This window comes from Arthrobacter citreus, assembly GCF_038405225.1.
Lineage (GTDB): Bacteria > Actinomycetota > Actinomycetes > Actinomycetales > Micrococcaceae > Arthrobacter_B > Arthrobacter_B citreus_A.
The window spans coordinates 2252251-2268493 of the sequence record NZ_CP151657.1 but is presented as its reverse complement, the minus strand read 5'-3'; the positions used below and the strand labels follow the sequence as shown (position 1 = coordinate 2268493).

15 protein-coding genes are annotated in these 16243 nt (G+C 55.8%); 9 read left to right on the top strand and 6 right to left on the bottom strand.

The features are described from left to right. Positions 1-53: 53 nt before the first annotated feature. Positions 54-1565 carry a polysaccharide biosynthesis tyrosine autokinase gene (locus AAE021_RS10530; protein WP_342022288.1) on the bottom strand — a complete coding sequence of 504 codons (1512 nt, stop codon included), beginning with the start codon at positions 1563-1565 and terminating at the stop codon, positions 54-56. A gap of 212 nt (positions 1566-1777) precedes the next feature. Between AAE021_RS10530 and AAE021_RS10525 the strand changes: the two genes are divergently transcribed. The 6 genes from AAE021_RS10525 (at position 1778) to AAE021_RS10500 (ending at position 8532) form a co-directional block, all read left to right on the top strand. Then, complete coding sequence (locus AAE021_RS10525) at positions 1778-2824, top strand: glycosyltransferase (RefSeq protein WP_342022287.1); 1047 nt, start codon at positions 1778-1780, stop codon at positions 2822-2824. Next, on the top strand, positions 2824-3846 hold the full coding sequence (locus AAE021_RS10520; protein ID WP_342022286.1) for a glycosyltransferase family 1 protein: 1023 nt from the start codon (positions 2824-2826) through the stop codon (positions 3844-3846). The genes AAE021_RS10525 and AAE021_RS10520 overlap by 1 nt, the downstream gene beginning before the upstream one ends. Continuing rightward, positions 3839-4909, top strand: coding sequence for a polysaccharide pyruvyl transferase family protein (locus tag AAE021_RS10515; RefSeq protein ID WP_342022285.1), 1071 nt, complete (start codon positions 3839-3841; stop codon positions 4907-4909). The genes AAE021_RS10520 and AAE021_RS10515 overlap by 8 nt, the downstream gene beginning before the upstream one ends. Before the next feature lie 24 nt (positions 4910-4933). Then, positions 4934-5773, top strand: coding sequence for a glycosyltransferase family 2 protein (locus tag AAE021_RS10510; RefSeq protein ID WP_342022284.1), 840 nt, complete (start codon positions 4934-4936; stop codon positions 5771-5773). Further along, positions 5770-7146: a hypothetical protein gene (locus AAE021_RS10505; RefSeq protein WP_425362390.1), complete on the top strand. Its 1377-nt coding sequence runs from the start codon at positions 5770-5772 to the stop codon at positions 7144-7146. Before AAE021_RS10510 ends, AAE021_RS10505 begins: the two co-directional genes overlap by 4 nt. Positions 7147-7287: 141 nt before the next feature. Then, positions 7288-8532 carry a lipopolysaccharide biosynthesis protein gene (locus AAE021_RS10500; protein ID WP_342022283.1) on the top strand — a complete coding sequence of 415 codons (1245 nt, stop codon included), beginning with the start codon at positions 7288-7290 and terminating at the stop codon, positions 8530-8532. Positions 8533-8799: 267 nt separating this feature from the next. On the opposite strand, the gene AAE021_RS10495 is transcribed toward AAE021_RS10500, so the two are convergent. After that, complete coding sequence (locus AAE021_RS10495; protein WP_342022282.1) at positions 8800-9279, bottom strand: acyltransferase; 480 nt, start codon at positions 9277-9279, stop codon at positions 8800-8802. A 257-nt stretch (positions 9280-9536) separates the two neighbouring features. Here AAE021_RS10495 and AAE021_RS18085 point away from each other — a divergent pair, with 257 nt between their 5' ends. Beyond that, on the top strand, positions 9537-10592 hold the full coding sequence (locus AAE021_RS18085; RefSeq protein WP_425362389.1) for an acyltransferase family protein: 1056 nt from the start codon (positions 9537-9539) through the stop codon (positions 10590-10592). 59 nt (positions 10593-10651) lie between these two features. Here the strand turns inward: AAE021_RS18085 and AAE021_RS10490 are convergent, their stop codons facing one another. Then, entirely contained in the window at positions 10652-12346 is a 1695-nt protein-coding gene (locus AAE021_RS10490) for a HAMP domain-containing sensor histidine kinase (RefSeq protein WP_342022281.1), read from the bottom strand. 94 nt (positions 12347-12440) lie between these two features. Between AAE021_RS10490 and AAE021_RS10485 the strand changes: the two genes are divergently transcribed. Further along, positions 12441-13262: a response regulator transcription factor gene (locus tag AAE021_RS10485; RefSeq protein ID WP_342022280.1), complete on the top strand. Its 822-nt coding sequence runs from the start codon at positions 12441-12443 to the stop codon at positions 13260-13262. Positions 13263-13277: 15 nt separating this feature from the next. Here AAE021_RS10485 and AAE021_RS10480 read toward each other — a convergent pair whose 3' ends face one another. Then, positions 13278-13808, bottom strand: coding sequence for a TetR/AcrR family transcriptional regulator (locus tag AAE021_RS10480; RefSeq protein ID WP_342022279.1), 531 nt, complete (start codon positions 13806-13808; stop codon positions 13278-13280). A gap of 94 nt (positions 13809-13902) precedes the next feature. Here AAE021_RS10480 and AAE021_RS10475 point away from each other — a divergent pair, with 94 nt between their 5' ends. Next, on the top strand, positions 13903-14619 hold the full coding sequence (locus AAE021_RS10475; RefSeq protein ID WP_342022278.1) for an MBL fold metallo-hydrolase: 717 nt from the start codon (positions 13903-13905) through the stop codon (positions 14617-14619). 114 nt (positions 14620-14733) lie between these two features. Here AAE021_RS10475 and AAE021_RS10470 read toward each other — a convergent pair whose 3' ends face one another. Further along, positions 14734-15438 (bottom strand): cache domain-containing protein, encoded by a 705-nt coding sequence (locus AAE021_RS10470; protein WP_342022277.1) that lies wholly within the window; start codon positions 15436-15438, stop codon positions 14734-14736. After that, entirely contained in the window at positions 15435-16196 is a 762-nt protein-coding gene (locus tag AAE021_RS10465) for a FadR/GntR family transcriptional regulator (RefSeq protein WP_342022276.1), read from the bottom strand. The genes AAE021_RS10470 and AAE021_RS10465 overlap by 4 nt, the downstream gene beginning before the upstream one ends. Positions 16197-16243: the final 47 nt, after the last annotated feature.

Sequence of the window (16243 nt, the reverse complement as noted above, 5' to 3'; positions counted from 1 at the left end):
CCAATCACCGTTCACAGCTGGTCCCCCATGAGTTCCGGGTTGTCATCCAATTATCAACGTGCGCTAGCGAAGGGTGTCTTCGAATTCGGTGAGAGATTACCCGCACGTCCCGAAGCTTTTAGGTGACTTCCACTAACATTTTTTCGGCGGTACTTTTTAAGCTTGTTTGTCTCGGGGTGAGACTCGTATGAGTAGTAACTGTAGGCATATGCGTCCGGCCCCTTAGTCGGCAGCATATTCAGAATGATGCCTTTAACCTTCGCATTCACTAGTTCGAGGGCGCCAAGGGACTTCGCCAAATCCTGGGTGCGGATTCGGCCAGCACCAACAACCAATACAACGCTGCCTACTTTTTGCGCCATGACGGCTGCATCGGTTACCGGAATAAGCGGAGGGGCATCGAGAATTACAGCATCAAATGATGCTGAAAGTTGATCTAGTAGTTGAGACATCGCATCCGAGCCGAGAAGTTCACTCGGGTTGGGAGGGATTTCGCCCGACGTAAGGACATAGAGCTCATTTTGGCCCCATGGTTGAAGGAGGTCGTCCACCCGAGCGGACCCCACCAAGGCTGTTGTGAGGCCAGCATTGCCTTCGAGGCCAAGGTACTTGGCGACTGTTGGCCTACGAAGGTCGGCGTCAACGAGTACAACCCGTTGCCCTGCCTCAGCCAGCGCGATTGCAAGATTGGTGGCGGTTGTACTCTTTCCTTCGCCCGGCATTGATGAAGTTACAAGAGTCGTACTGGAAGCGTCATCGATATTCGCGAAGCGCATGTTCGTTCTGATCTGGAGAAACGACTCAGCACGAGGGGATTGATGCCCTGCTTGGGTCAAAAGAGGTTTCTTGGTTGCATCGTCATCGAATGCTATTCCACCAAGGATAGGTGCGCTCGAAACGCGGGCGACCTCTCCTGCGCCTCGAATCTTTGTGTCGAAAATACTGCGGGCGGCAGCTACGGCCACGGCTGCGGCTAGTCCGGCCAAGAGGCCAATAAGTAGATACTGCTTCGATGCCGGAGAACTCGGTGATGAGGGTGCAACAGCAGGAGTCACAACAGTCATCTTGACCGGAGAGGTTAATTCTCCGCTAGGAGTTTCCAGTTCCGTGACAGTTTTAATGAGATTCTGGGCGGTCGCCTGAGCAATTGCAGCGGCCCGAACGGGAGACGAGTCCGATGCAGATATCCTGATAAGGACAGTGCCTCGTTCCGCACTCGTCGTAATGCGGCTTGCGAGCTGAGCGGACGACTCTTCTAGACCAAGATCGTCTATTACAGGTTGGAGGACCGCTGGGGTCTTAACCGTCTGCACATATGATTGGACCCGGTCCTGGCTAAAGGTATTGGCCACTTGAAGTTCTGAGACTGAACCCGAACTTTGCGTCGCGACAAAAAGCTGCGTCGTGGAAGCGTAGCTCGGGGTAACGGTCAACACCAGGAGGGCGGCCGCAAGCAGGCCAAGCAGTGGGAGGGATACTAGCCACATCCAGTTACGACGCGCAATCCGTAGATAATCGATTAACTCCAACGCAAGGCCTTCCAGTTCGATTACAGGGTCAGACACTTGCCTCTCCCGGACCTTAGAATAGTCCGTATCCTCTATACGGCATAACGACATCGAGAGGATGCTGATGCATGAAGATCACGTCATGCGGCTACTGAGTGGAATAGACTGGAAAATCCTCAGACTCATCGGTAGCGAATCAGCTTTTTCTCAGGGACGTCGCAGACTCGCTATAGCCGTGAGGCTTTCAGCTGAAAAATCACAGGAGATAAATGCGGATCCTTCATGTTACAGAGTGCTACGAAGGCGGGGTCCGAAGGGCCATTGAGACGATGGTTCGTCTAACGCCGGAACTTGAGCACTTTCTTCTCGCAGACGGAGAGCACCTGGGGGACTCCGCCCTGGAATATTCCGGCACCATCCCACTGGCCAAGGGATTCATTGGAAGATCAGCCCAGGTTAAGGCTGTAGCAGAGGATTTCGAGGCAGACCTCATCCATGCTCACTCGAGTTGGGCCGGAGCTTATGCCCGAGTCGGGACTGTAAAGACACCTGTTGTCTACGAACCCCACTGTTTCGTTTTTGATGATCCGCATCGAGGCCGACTTCTAAAATGGGTTTACCGGAAAGCTGAAATCGCAATGGGTAAGAATACTGCTGCGGTAATCGCTTTGTCTCCCCACGAGCGCCAGTTGGCTGAAAATGTAATCTCTCGCGAGCAGATCGTATGGTTGCCAAACGTGCCATCCATTCCGACGAATTCCAAGGCAATCAATAGGGCTGATCTGATCGTTCCTGAGATCGTGATGGTAGGGCGCTTGGCTCGTCAAAAGGATCCGCTTTTCTTCGCATCAGTATATGAATCGCTCAAAGAGAAGGGTATTGCCACAAAGTTTACTTGGATAGGTGACGGCGAAACTCAGTACCACAAGAGTCTGAACGACCGGGGAGTGGAAGTTACGGGCTGGTTGAACGACATTGAGCTTGTTGAAAGGCTTTCTCACGCCTCGCTGTATTTTCATAGCGCTTCATACGAGGGCTTCCCGCTGAGCGTATTGGATGCCGCCGCAGCCGGGTTGCCAGTATTAGCGAGAGATCTCCCCAGTTTCAGAGGGTTCCCAGTAAGAACTGCGGCGAACGTTGAAGATGCTGCGAATAAAATCGTCGCGTACCTGCGAGACCCAGACGTGCGGAACGATTTTTTGACTAGCAATAATGAACTGTTGACCATGATGACTCCTGAAGCGCAGCGCGCTAGCCTCTATCGGGCGTATGAGATCGCGTCACGAAAAAGAAAAGAGATGCTCGATTGCGTGTAATGATGCCGGCCAGGATTTTGGACAAACATGTGGGCGGGAACACGACGTATGCTCGGTCTCTTGCAGCGGGGCTGAACGACGCCGGTATTGAAGTAGGACGAATGCCTGCCCACTCGCACCCTCTTATGACCATGGTGAGTGAGAACTTTCAGGCTATAAAACGCGGGACTAAGGGCGAAGTCCTTCATTATGTTGCGGACACGGGCCCGTTAGTATCGTGCTCACGGCCTTCTGTGCTGACACTGCACGGCGTAGCGAGCCGATGGATCACAACCGCACGCAACGCACGGCAAGAGGCAATTTGGCGGGGGCGAGTCAAGAGAGCGGTTCGGTCAGTTGATCGAATCATTACGGTTTCGGAATCAAGCGCTGATGATATATCTGCAGTATTTGATATCGACCGTCAAGCCTTGTCTGTGATTCCTCACGGAATCGACGTTCCAATGTTTAGTAAAAAACAGGAAATTGATTTTGATCTTTTCCCAAAGTTACCAGCTGCTTATGCGCTCTACGTTGGTAACATAGAGCCGCGAAAGAACTTGGTCAATCTTATCCGGGCATTCAATGATCCGAGGCTACGATCGACTGGAGTGCCTTTGGTCATTGCTGGAAAACCAGCATGGAACCACCGTGAGACGATGGAGCTTATCGAATCCTCAGACAATGTAATCTATCTGGGTTTCGTAACCGACCAGCAGCGTGTGGCATTGATGCAAAATTGCGCGCTTTTTATCTTTCCCAGTCTTTACGAGGGTTTCGGTTTTCCAGTCCTCGAAGCTCTGGCTGCAGGGGCTGTGGTGGCGTCCTCTGACCGAGGTTCTCTTCGCGATGTTGCCGGTCCGTCCTTGTTACTGCCGGGTCTGGACGCCGATGGTCTCGCCGAGTCCATCGAACTCGCGTTATCGGATTCCCGTCTGAGAGAGGACTGCCTGAGAAACGGCAAACGATGGGCTGACGATTTCTCTTGGGCACGAAGCGTTGCAGCCCATGTTGCAGTATATGAAGGGCTGACGCATGTCTAAAGTACTGATTCTCCACGCCTATAGCGCCAAGAACCGAGGTGATGGGCTTCTGGTGGAAGAGGCGCTTGAACTTATCCGTGAGTCGTTGGGGCAGGATGCAGCTATTACAATGTGTGCTTCGCATCCAAAATCTTTCGATCATTTGACAGGTTTGAAGGTTGTCGACAGTGGTTTTCGGCGAAGAGGATACGATTCCGACTACCTCCGCACTCTTCGGGACATCATGAACTTTGACCTAGTTGTAGGCGTAGGCGGGGGTTATCTGCGTGCAGGCTATCCCTTGGAACTTATAAAGACAGCCTTAATCCATGGCCCACAGCTCGTTGCCGCCGCTTTCCGGGGCAAGTCTGTTGTGTACCTTCCCCAAAGCATCGGTCCGCTCAGGTACGGAACCAGGGCAATCGCAAATAAGGCACTACATCGGTTGGAAACCGTCATGTTGCGTGATGACAAAAGTCTGGCGGAGCTTCATGGCGTCGGCATCGTCCGCGTCCCTGATGTGGCGGCATTGACAGTAACCGGACCAGACTGGCAGAAAACCCCAAACCCTACACCCGTGTTGTCTGTCCGTGAAGTTAGGGGAAAATTGCCGGCACCGGTAATCGAGCTCGCCGAGTTAGTGAAATTTTTCGATGGATATGTCCAGAGCAGCACTTCCGGCAATGATGACCAAGGGGCGATGAACGATCTGAACCCGGTCCGGATACTGACTAGTTCGGAGTTTGCTGACGCTAACCAATCTCCCCGCGTGGTAATTGCCATGCGGTTACACGGAGCCCTAATGGCATTGCGAGCGGGCCACTTCGTTATTCACCTTGCCTATGAACGTAAGGGCTTCGGTGCCTTCGCGGACCTCGGCTTAGCCGATTTCGTTCATAACTCACGCAGCTTTGATTCTGTAGCAGTTTTGCAACAAGCACAGGCCTTGCTCAATGACCCAGATGCCCGCCGAAGCTACTCAGAATTGATAAGAGGTACGACTGCAGATAGGTATGGAAGTCGCAGGGGAATAATTGATGCGTTGAAGAATACTACAGATGTATCAAGTAACCGTAAAAGATGAATACGAATGCGAGTATGTGAATAGATGGCCGCCCCAAAAATAGCTGTAGTGATTCCAACTCTCACTAGTCCTACTTCACTTGAACGGCTCCTCCTCTCTCTCGCCAAGCAGACCCTCCCTCCAGTAGAGGTGGTGGTTGTGGCGCAGAAACAGCCTGAGACGGCGGCATTAATCATCGCCAGTGCCTATCCCAGTGCACGCATGGTGACGTCATCAATCGGACTCTCAAAGGCTCGAAACGCTGGGATTTATTCGTTGGTGTCGGATTGGGATGTTGTCGCCCTTCCGGATGACGATATTGAATATAGTCTTAACGCTTTTGAGAATGCCGCCGCCCACTTTATCAGTGACTTGGGAGCAATCTGCGGAAGGGTCTCGCCAGAAGACCCGAGCGAGGAAACCCGAATAGCGTTTGGGACCGAGCCTATTGACGTAAACAAGAAAAACGTGTGGTCAACCACAATAGAGGCAGGATACTTTTTGTCTCGACATATGATGGACCGGATTGGTAGCTACAATGAAGACTTGGGGCTCGGGGCAGCGTCGCAATGGAAGTCCGGTGAAGGGACAGAAGTGCTTCTTCGAGCAATAGAGGGAGGCTTCAGAGTTAGATATCAGCCGGACGTCTCAATGATTGAAATAACTGATCGTGCAAAGCAGCAAGAGCACGACAGAAAAAGGTTGCGTGATTATGCTCGTGGAACGGGGAGAGTGTACCGGCTGCGTTACGGGTTGCTTGGTCAGGCGGAGCTAGTAATTCGCAGTGTGGGCAGGCTTACCCTCCGTGGATTGCGTAGCCGGGGCAGCACCGTTAGGGACGACTGGGCAATCCTCAGCGGGAGGGTACAAGGACTCTTAGGGTGACCAACATGCTTACGGTGGCGACTGGGCGCTCAAGCGCTCTGACAGACACAAGAAAAGAGGGCAATTTTTTCCAGGAGTTTGTTTGGGGAATGGTGGCGCTCGGCGTTGCCTTGATGGCACTGACGCAGGATGACGTGTGGGTGGCCATGCTTAGCAGCCTGGTGGGCCTTATTTGTCTATCTCTTTTGGTACGGCGTTCGATTATTGTAAACATGTGTCTGTTAGCGACGTTGCCATACGCCGTTGGTTCGTTCTTCGGGTACCTCGCGGATATTACATATTATCCCCGCCCCACTTATACAGATTATTCAGATGCCGCAATTGTTCAGGCATCATCACTACTTTTGACTGCGGCATTGGGAGTGGTGACTGGGGTTTCACAGCGATTTCAAAAAGCGGCTCGCTTAGCAACCCAAAATGCTCTATACGGCCATACACTGACAAAGAATGCCGGCAAGGTCTTTACAATCAGCTGGCTCATAGCTCTTGTTATAGGAATCCACGACGTCATATTTGTTGGGTTCAATTTTTCGACCCTAGTGGAGGCAACCAGGCACACGTACAGTTCCCAACTCTGGGTCGCGAGCAGTCCTGCTGGAGTAGTTTTTGCCTTAGTGCTTAGTGTTGTCCTTTTATATGGATCTCTCACAAATGGGGGCCATAAGCGATACCTGTCCGGCTTCATCGTGATGTGGCTACCAACACTTCTTGCGGGTGGGCGGAACTACCTCAGCGTGACCCTGGTTGCCGCTGTCGCGATTTTGCTTCTCAGTCACCGTTCCGGTCGGATCAAGGCTTTGATCGTTAGCGCCCTAATCTGCGGTGTGTGGGTTTTTACTGTCGTTCCTACGTTATGGAGTGAAAATAAGCTCGTATGGCTGAACGAATGGATAATGCCCAACAGCCTTTTCCTTTCAGCATATTACGGCTATATCGACCCCGAGGCGGTCGGAGCCACTTCGTTTGCTGGTCAGTCGGCTTTGATGCTGCCCGCAGCCCTGAGACCCTTTGAAGTCTCCACCTTTTCGACCGTTTTTCAAGAACTGGGTGTCACTAATGTTGGGGTTGGCGGAAACCCTTGGGCGGACTTCGCATCTGGGGAGAGTGCTGTGCCGTGGATGTTTGCTGCTGCCACCCTTGCTTTTTTTGCGCTAGGGACCTTTGGCGCAAAGTTTAGTCCGGTTCCGCCGCTTGTTATTATAGGTCTAATGGCTTTTTGGGGTAGGTCATCATTTTGGACCACAATGTTCTTGGTTGTGTATTCCATTGTCGTATCGACTATCCTGCTTCCGTGGGCAAAAAAGCGAGATTTCGCCGTCGAAGATACTAAAGGCTCTCAACTGCAGTCGCCTCGTAGCACTGGAACTCAATGACTAGCCCGTCTCCTTTGGCTAGATCCGTTACACTCCAGAAAGGGTAAGATCTTGATGGGTTGAGAGATCCTACATATTGGAAATCCAAGATTCGTCGCTCGTCATCAGACATTTCGCTTCATGAAGGTGCAGTAGATACATATGAAGAAACAGTTTTCAGCCCTTCTTATTTCACGAGGGCTTTCGTCCCTCATCCAGGCAGTGTCACTGTTGCTTCTTGTCAGGTGGGCAGGTGCTGAAGCCTTCGGTCTCATAGCTGTGATCACCAGTATCGCAGCGGTCCTCTATGCGTTGTCGGATTGGGGTGCCGCGGTGCACGTCCCGCGTTCCCGCGCTAAAGAGTTGCATGCACTTGTCGCAGGCGGACTGGTCGTGAGTGTTATCGGAAATTCTGCCGCTGCAGTAATGCTAACAACTGGTGTTGCAGGAGCAGTTATCTTGAGCGGATGGAATATATGGTTGGTACTTATTCCAATCGCTTTGGCGGCGGAGCAGTTTACGGAGGCTGGCCTTACCGTTTCTGTAGCAGATAGGGTCAAAAGTGTAGTATTCGTCAACCTCCTTGTTCGTCGCCTATCAATGCTTGCAACCTTCGTTGGCACATATTATGTAACGTATGATGCAGTTCTTTCATACGCTTTCGGATGTGTTGTTAGCGCAATTTGTGGAGTCACACATGTCGCCTTAGACCTAAGAGTGCGTCTACGTGGCATGGAAAAGCCCCAGGTGCGTCTGGGGCTATGGAAAGAGTTTTCACCATTTGTACTTGAAAATATTAGCTCCTCCTCGAGGAACCTTGATACGACGATTGTAGCTGCCCTGACTTCGGTTCAAGCAACTGGGTACTACTCTGCCGCCTTCCGGCTGACGAAACCTCTAAACCAGATTGGGGGAGCGGCTACTGCAGTCCTAGTCCCTCACGCTTCCCGAAGCTCCGCCAGGGAAGTCAAACGGGCAGGGACAAAACTGTGTGTCGTTGGGCTGCTTGGAATTGTAGTGGCATTGCTTGGTGGATTGTTTGCTGAACAGATTGTTGTTCTCTTTTTTGGATCTGATTTTGTCGTGGCCGCGCCTGTATTTGCATGGGCATTAGTCTCGATCGCTCCCGTCTGCTTGGCTCCGTCGTTGGGTGCCTTGCTGCAAGGACAGGGGTATCAGAAGTTTGTTGCCGTGAACGGGTTGGTCTTCGCCTGTATTACTCTTGCGGGTGTATTTATCGGAACGGCTGCGTTTGGAATCTCAGGCGCAGCAGCTGCTTTGGCGCTCAGTTATATTCTAAAGAGCTTGGTCCTTGCCATACGCATTGGGAAGCTTCGCACTACTGACAACTCCATGGTTGAGCATGTCGACAGCAGAAATGCCAGTACGGCTTTTAAAGCTGAGTAGCGTGCCCACTCTGGACAAGATGACTGCTTACGAATGACGTGATCGTGCTCAGAACGATCATCGGGCAGCATCTGGGTTCTCTAAGTTACCCTTAGAAGCATGTGGGCCTGGCATATACCCTATGATTTTTTGATTAGCTCGCCGTAAATGCTGCTCTGAAAACATCGATTATTTGGGTCCATCTGTCGAAATTGCGGTCACGGCTGGCAGAATGTTGACATCAGGACATTGTTACTGGGTCGAGTGGCCCTTCGTAGGCTTCTTTCGTTATATCAAATCCTTTATTCGCACGGCCGGGACGCCTGCATAGAGTCCATCGGCCTTCGTATCTTTTGTTACGACAGCCCCAGCCGCGATAATGCATCCGGAAGCAATTTTTACGCCGCCAAGAATCGTGGCGTTAGCGCCAATCCAAGTACCGCTACCGACACTGATTGGCTGGTTTAGGTTGTCTCCTGCACGTTTGTGTCTTTGTCCAATTTCGTGGTTGCGGGTAGCGAACATAACGCGGGGGGCTATGTAAACCCTATTTCCCAACCTAAGTTCACGACGGTCCACATAGACGCCATGGTTAATGAAGCAGCCTTCACCGGTAGTCACCGAACCCCCTTTGAAGGTGACACCGGAAGCAATTGCGGTCTTTGCTCCTAGATCCAATCCCAGCAGCCTGAGCAGTCGCACCCTGACTGAGGCGGGAGTGAGGTGGGATGCCGCAAATGAGTTCCTAAGTATTTCCTTAATATCCATCCAACCAGCCTAATCCATCATGCACCGCGGTCGGTGCCGAAGAGCTTTTAGCGAAGAACCGCATCAGCCCTTTTGAGCGATGGTCGGGGTGCAAGGTGGGATCCCATAGAACGCCAGCTCGAAGTCCGCACATTAATAAGTGTTCGGAGCTGGCGTTGTTCATGCATAAACATGAAAAACCTTCACGCGCTGGTGGACGAAGGACAATTGTATTGATGTAAGGTGAGTGGGTCTCGTTATTCTTTGTTGGGAAAAATATGTCTTACTCTGGTCGACTGGCATGGGCGGATGCAGCTAAAGGGATCTGTATGGTCTTGGTGGTCATGGTTCACGTGCATCACAAGCATTATCTTCAACTGGACTGGGAAATCCTGCTGCCGATAGAGCGCATATGGTCTGCCTTTCATTTGGTTCTAACTCCACTTCGCATTCCCCTCTTTTTTGTTGTTTCTGGTATGTTGGCCGCGTCAGCTGTAGCGAGACCGTGGCGAGATGTAGTTGTACCAAAAGTGGTTCAGCCTGCCTACCTCTACGTCCTCTGGATGTCAATTGCTATTGCGCTTTATGGTAGTCTCGGATCAAGTATTGATGGCATATCGGTACATTCGCTGCATGATTATATGGCGGTTGTTTTAGTCCCGTCATCGAGCCTTTGGTATCTCTATGCTTTGGCGGTATATTTTGTTTGCGCTAAAGCGCTCAGTCGTCTCCCTGTATGGCTGGTTCTTGTGGTCACCGGTCTGATCTCTGTTGGCGCCTACGCGTTTGCAGGTGACGGCGTCCCTGCGAGGTTGGCTCAGAATCTCGTTTTTTTCATATCAGCCTGCTATATGCCCGGAATATTCCAACGTGTAGGTCGGGACGCCACCCCGCGTACCGCGGGAATCTCGGTTGTTTCTTATGGCCTGGTCGTGGGCCTTTATCTACTGGGATTGGATAGGTTCGTTGGTATCCGCACAGTCGCTGCATTTGTTGCTGTATGGGCTGGGATAAATGTGGTCGCCGTTCTGTCGCGAGTTTCGTGGTTCCGGACGATCTTCGGGTATGTGGGTCGGAATACTCTCCCGATCTATGTCATGCATGTACCTCTGCTAGCCATCTTGGCGTGTTTAGTGGGTGATTATGCCGGTGGTAGGTCGCCGCTCATAGCGTCTATATATCCTGTGTTTGTGGGAGGCATGTTAATTGGGATTAGTCTTTTGTTCCGGACAGCATGCGTTCAAATTGGGGCGGGGTGGTTATTTTCCATCCGACGTAGAGGACGTACTGGGGGCGAGGAGACGCGACCTATGGGCGAGTGTGGGCGGGTCTGATGCCAAGAAGCAGGATGAGGATCCCAGACGCTCTTACGGCGTATTCGGTGCCAGACTTGTTAGGCAGCAGGTAACTTTGGAAGCATCGCTCGAAATGTTGTCCCGGCACCAAGTCCGGATGTGAAGCTAATTGTTCCGTCATGGGCCTCTACGATGGACTTGGTAATCACCAAGCCGAGGCCCACGCCGGGAATGGCAGCCTTCTTGACCTGGCCCGTGCGGAAAAACTTGGTGAAGACCTCCCGCTGATCCTCAGGGCTCATCCCCATGCCGTTATCCGTGACCTCCAGAACCACGGAGTCGGCCTCTGCCCAAGCTCGCACGGTGACGATCCCGCCCTCGGGGGAGTACTTGACGGCGTTGGAGAGCAGATTGTCCAGCACCTGCAGGATCCTCCCGGGATCCACCCGGACCGGCAGCGTGGCGGGGACATCACTGCCGAGCTGCACCCCGGCGGCTTCAGCCCTCGGGCCGGCGGAATCCAGGGCGGTCCGCACCAGTTCGACTAGATCCTCGTCGGACTTGCTGAGGGACATCACCCCGGAGGCCGTGGTCAGCAGGTCGGACACCAGAGTGAGCAGCCGCTCGGCGTTGCGTTGGGCCACGAGCAGCCCGGTGCGGACCGGGCCTTCCAGATGCCGTTCCTCGGCGTCGTCGAGAGCAAGATCGAGGTAGCCGATAATAGACGTCAGGGGAGTGCGCAGCTCGTGCGAAACGCTGGAGACAAAGTCTTCCTTGGCATTCAGGGCGTTGACCACATCGGTCACGTCACTGTAGGCGAGCACCGTGCCGGCGAAGACGCCGTCGTCCCGTAAAGCGCGGGCGCAGACGGCCAGCGCACGCTGGCGCTTTCCGGTACCTGCCCAAACGATGACATCCGAGAAGGATTCCTCGCGCATCGCCCGCTGGGTGGGACGCTGGGCATGGGTCAGCTGCGTGACCTGATCCAGACCGAAGATGAGTGCGTCATCGCCGGGATCCGAATCGCCGCCCAGCCCGGCCAGATCATGATTGATACGCTGCCTGTTGTTCATCAGGATGGTCCGCCCCGTAGCGTCCAGGGCGGTCACGCCGACGTCGACCGTCTCAAGCACACCGTTGAGCAGCTGGGAATGAACCCTGCTCGCCTGCAGATTGCCCTGGAGCTCATTCTCCGCGGAAACAAGCCGCTTGTGCTGGGCTGTGGTGTCACGCTCCACCACAACAACCGTGCAGAAGATCCCCACCATCACCAGGGGAATCAGCATGGGGCTGGCCAGTTCGCTCAACGTGGTGCGTCCGGCTGCGAGAAGCGGCCCCCACACCACCAGCAAGGTCCCGGCGAAGGCCAGCAGCCCGGCGAGCCAGCGCGCGGCACCCGACCAGGCGAGCCAGAACACCGGAAAGACGCACAACAGGCTCAACCCGGTCACTGAGTTCCGCCCACCCGTGTAAAGGGCGGAAATGGCGGCAAAGTCCAGCAGCGGAATCAGCCAATAAGCGGGAATAAACAGCCGGTCCCAGGGGATCGCGACTGACGCGGCAGAAGCCGCGGCCAGTACCACCAGCCCGAGCTGGAACGAGTCTTCCCGGAAGGTTTCAGGATTTACCAGGGCAACAAGCGGAAGGGCCAGAAGTACGGAAACGACCAGCGGAAACTGGCTCAGTGCGACCCGGAGGCGCAGGGATAATTCATGGAATTCGTGACGAATACCCAACAGCACCAAAACGCGGTGCATGGAACTGGACAAAAAGGCGACCCCCGAAATCCTCATAGCTATAGCAGAGATTATAGGGGGAGGAGGTAGTATCACTGCGTAGGGGAGCGGGTTATCAGAAGGTCTCGCAGGACGGAAAAGCACAACTTTTATGGATACACAGCGCGTTGCAGTCATCATTGAGGACGACAAGGATATCCGCGACCTCTTAAACGCGGTATTGCAGCAGTCCGGGTTCAAGGTATTCACCAGTCCCAACGGGGCTGAGGGTGTAGAGGCCGTCCGGACGCACAACCCCACGGTTGTCACGCTGGACCTTGGCCTGCCGGACATTGACGGCTTTGAAGTGATCCGCCAGCTGCGCCTGTTCTCCGACGCCTACATCGTGATGCTGACCGCCCGCGCAGAGGAACTCGACACCCTCATGGGCCTGGAAGCCGGGGCCGACGACTACATCACCAAACCCTTCCGCCCGCGCGAACTGCGGGCCCGCATCTCCGCGATGCTGCGCCGCCCCCGCGCCAGCGAGGAAACCGCCACAACGGCTCCCCAGTCCGCAGTGCCCGAAGCCGCCGGCGCCTCTTCGCAGCCCGCGACGTCGGCTCCTGCGGCTGCCGCTCCCACGGAAGCCGGAGTCAAAGAGGCCGGCCACTTCCTGTACAACGGCCTGAGCCTGGACTTCGGCACCCGGACCACCGAGGTGGACGGCGCGCCGGTGGAACTGACCCGCACCGAATTCGAGCTGCTGCACGCCGTGCTGGAAAGCGGACGCCGGGTCCGCACCAAGACAGACCTGGTCCGCCGGCTGCGCGGCGACGAGTACGACGCCGGAGGGTTCATCAGCGAGGCCGACGAACGCACCGTCGAAGTCCACGTGGGCAACGTCCGCCGCAAGCTCGGTGACGATTCTCGGTCTCCGCGCTGGCTGGAAACGGTCCGCGGCGTCGGCTACCGGCTTGCTCCGCCGCGCTAGGAAGGCCTCTGCCGGTCATTTGGCCGGCGTCAGCGCTGCGGTGAGCCGCTCCAGCCCGTAGTTAAAGGCCTGCTCCAAATCGCCGTCGAGCCGAAAGGCTCCGGCCAGTTCCATGCTGATGAAGCCCGTGGCCCACGCGGTTACCAGCCGTGCGGCGTCCAGCGCCTGATCGGTTCCTACTAGTTGCCCGGTCACCCGCAGCAGGGGCGCGCTGATCCGCTCCGGGGCTGCCGGATCGCCAACGGTGAAGAGGATCAGGCGGAAGCCCTCCGGATTGTCCTGCGCAAATTCGCGGTACGTGCGCGCGATCCCTGCGAGTGTGGGTTCCGCGGATCCCAGCCGGTCCGCCAGGTCATCCACGGTGGATGTGGCGATGAGTTCAACCAGTGTGTCCCGGTCCTTCACCCGCTTGTACAACGACGGCGCCCGCACCCCCACCCGCTGCGCCACCGCCTGCATGGTCACACGGGGGAGCCCTTCACTCTCCAGGATGGAGCATCCCGCAGCTACAATCTCGGCCAGCGACGTGCGTTCAGGTGTCGGCACGGGTGTCCCCTTTCGTCATGGCTATTGACATTAGCCTTCATGGCTAACTATCGTAGCTATTCCTATCATAATTTGTTCCCTGAAGGAGCCTTCCATGAAGCTCGGCCCGCACCTGCACCGCATCGGAAATGACATTGTGGCCGCCTATCTGGTGGACACGGAGGACGGCATCACCGTCATCGACGCCGGGCTGCCCGGCCACTGGAAGGAACTCCTGACCGAACTCGACGCCATGGGCCGCAGCACCGCGGACATCCGCGGGCTGGTGCTCACCCACGGGGACAGCGACCACATCGGCTTCGCGGAGCGGCTGCGGCGCGAACACGGCGTCCCCGTTTATGTGCACAGCGCCGACGCGGAACGTGCCCGCGGCGGAGACAAGCCCAAGACTTCGATGGGCCCGGCCCGCCTTCGGCCGATGCTCGGCTTCCTGACGTACAGCATGGGCAAGCGCGGCTGGCGGACCACCTACCTGGGGGAGGTCACCGAGGTGTCCGACGGCGACGTGCTGCCGCTGCCGGGATCACCGCGGATTATCGGCATGCCGGGACACTCGCCGGGCAGCATCGCCGTCCACGTCCCGGCGGCCAACGCCGTCTTTGTGGGTGACGCCCTCACCACACGGCACGTGCTGACCGGACGCTCCGGCCTGCAGCCGGCCCCGTTCACCGACGACCCGGAGCTGGCCCTGGAGTCACTGGACCACCTTTCCGGCATCGACGCCGTGTGGGTGCTGCCCGGACACGGCGCCCCGTGGCGGGGCGATCCGGCCACCGTGCAGGAGCGGGTACAGCTAGCAGCGGAAGGCTAGACATAACGCCAGCGGGGAGGGTGCAGCTTTTCCGGCCGGCCCACACATACCCAAGAACGGGCCTCAGCCCAAACCGGTGCAGTCTAGCTTCGGGAATCCTCGCGAGGCTGCCGCTCAGCTGCCACAGAGCAGTGAAAATTCAAGATGAGGCACATCAATCGGGATGAGGATCTTGTCGCTCGGCGCGGATCGGATCCTCTCACCCACCAGGTATGCGCCTGAATTTCCTACGACGACGCGTCCGCTCGAATTGAGCAACGCTGCGTCTCCGGGAATCGTTCTGAGCGCGGGCATGAAAATATCTTCCATGTCCCTGATTCTGATGTCACAGCCAGCTATTCCTGCGAACTTGCCGTGACGCTGGATGGGGGCCGAGTGGGTAAGGATGTACTCGTCCAGGCCCAAGTAGTCGACATACGGACCCCACGCCGCGGGCTCCCCGGTGCGGCCGGCCGAAGCAAAAAAAGGCATGTTCTGGTAGTCATAAAATCGCTCGCCCCCCGGCTCGAGGTCAAACTCCAGTTTCTCAATGGCGTGTTCGCGTTTGGTCCACCACTCGAGACCACCGTCCTTATTCTTGATGGCTTCCATGGAAAAAATCACTCCAGCCCCTACGGCGAAACTATGGGCGCCCAAAAACTCCCGGGCCAGGGCTTCGATGTCGGCCGTTTCTCTGGCGGTGATACTGAGGGGAGTGGGGTGATCCAGCCAGAGCGCTGCTGTCTCTGCAGCCAGTTTGTTGACATCTTGACCCAGCGCGTTCATCCACGCAGCAATTTCGTTTGCAGCTTTCAGGGCCGGGGTACTGGTGGCGGTCATGGGCGCTCCTGCTGCGACGTGGGGTACCCGAGGAACAACTTTGCATCGACCAAATGATGGACGTCATGCCGGATATGTTCCAGCATTAGCCGTTGGGCGTTCTCAGGTTCGTGATTTGCTATAGCGTGGGCCAGTGCGACATGTTCGGCCGCCACTCTTTCCGCATCCCGGGGAAGCGGAACGGACGCCCAAAGGGGTTGGACTATTTCCGCCTGTAACCTGATTTCTGCATTCATCAGTCTTGGCGACTGAGCCAGGACGGCCAGTTCAATGTGGAATCTGCTGTCAGCACGGGCGCGCAGTTCCGGCTTATCTGCCATCGCGAGAGTCCGGGCCAACTCCAGGAGCCTGCTGATCTCATGAGCCTCGGCCCGTTCGCAGGCCAGCCGAACAGCCGCGGCAGCAATGGCGGCATGCTCGTCCCCGGCATCGCGGATCTCGGCGATGGAGGTTTTCCGGAACCATTTGTTGATGGCGTCAACTGAGGTGAAGGGGTGCTTGACGATAAATGTTCCGCCGCTGCGTCCCCGGCGGGTGGTGACGATTCCCTGGTCCCTGAGGTCCGCCAGCGCTTCCCGCAGGGTGGATGGTGCAACGCCGAACATCTCGGACAGGGCTGTCTCCGGAGGAAGCCGTTCGCCAACCTTCAGCAGGCCAAGAGCTATAGCTTTTGAAATCCGGTCGACGATGGCCTCGGCTCGTTCAGTCTCAGGCAGCGACCTGTAAACCTGGGCTTGAAAGGCAGTGGTAGATGGCAAAACGGCTCCGTACAACTTGGGGACCAGCGGGGGCCCGGTCCAACCCA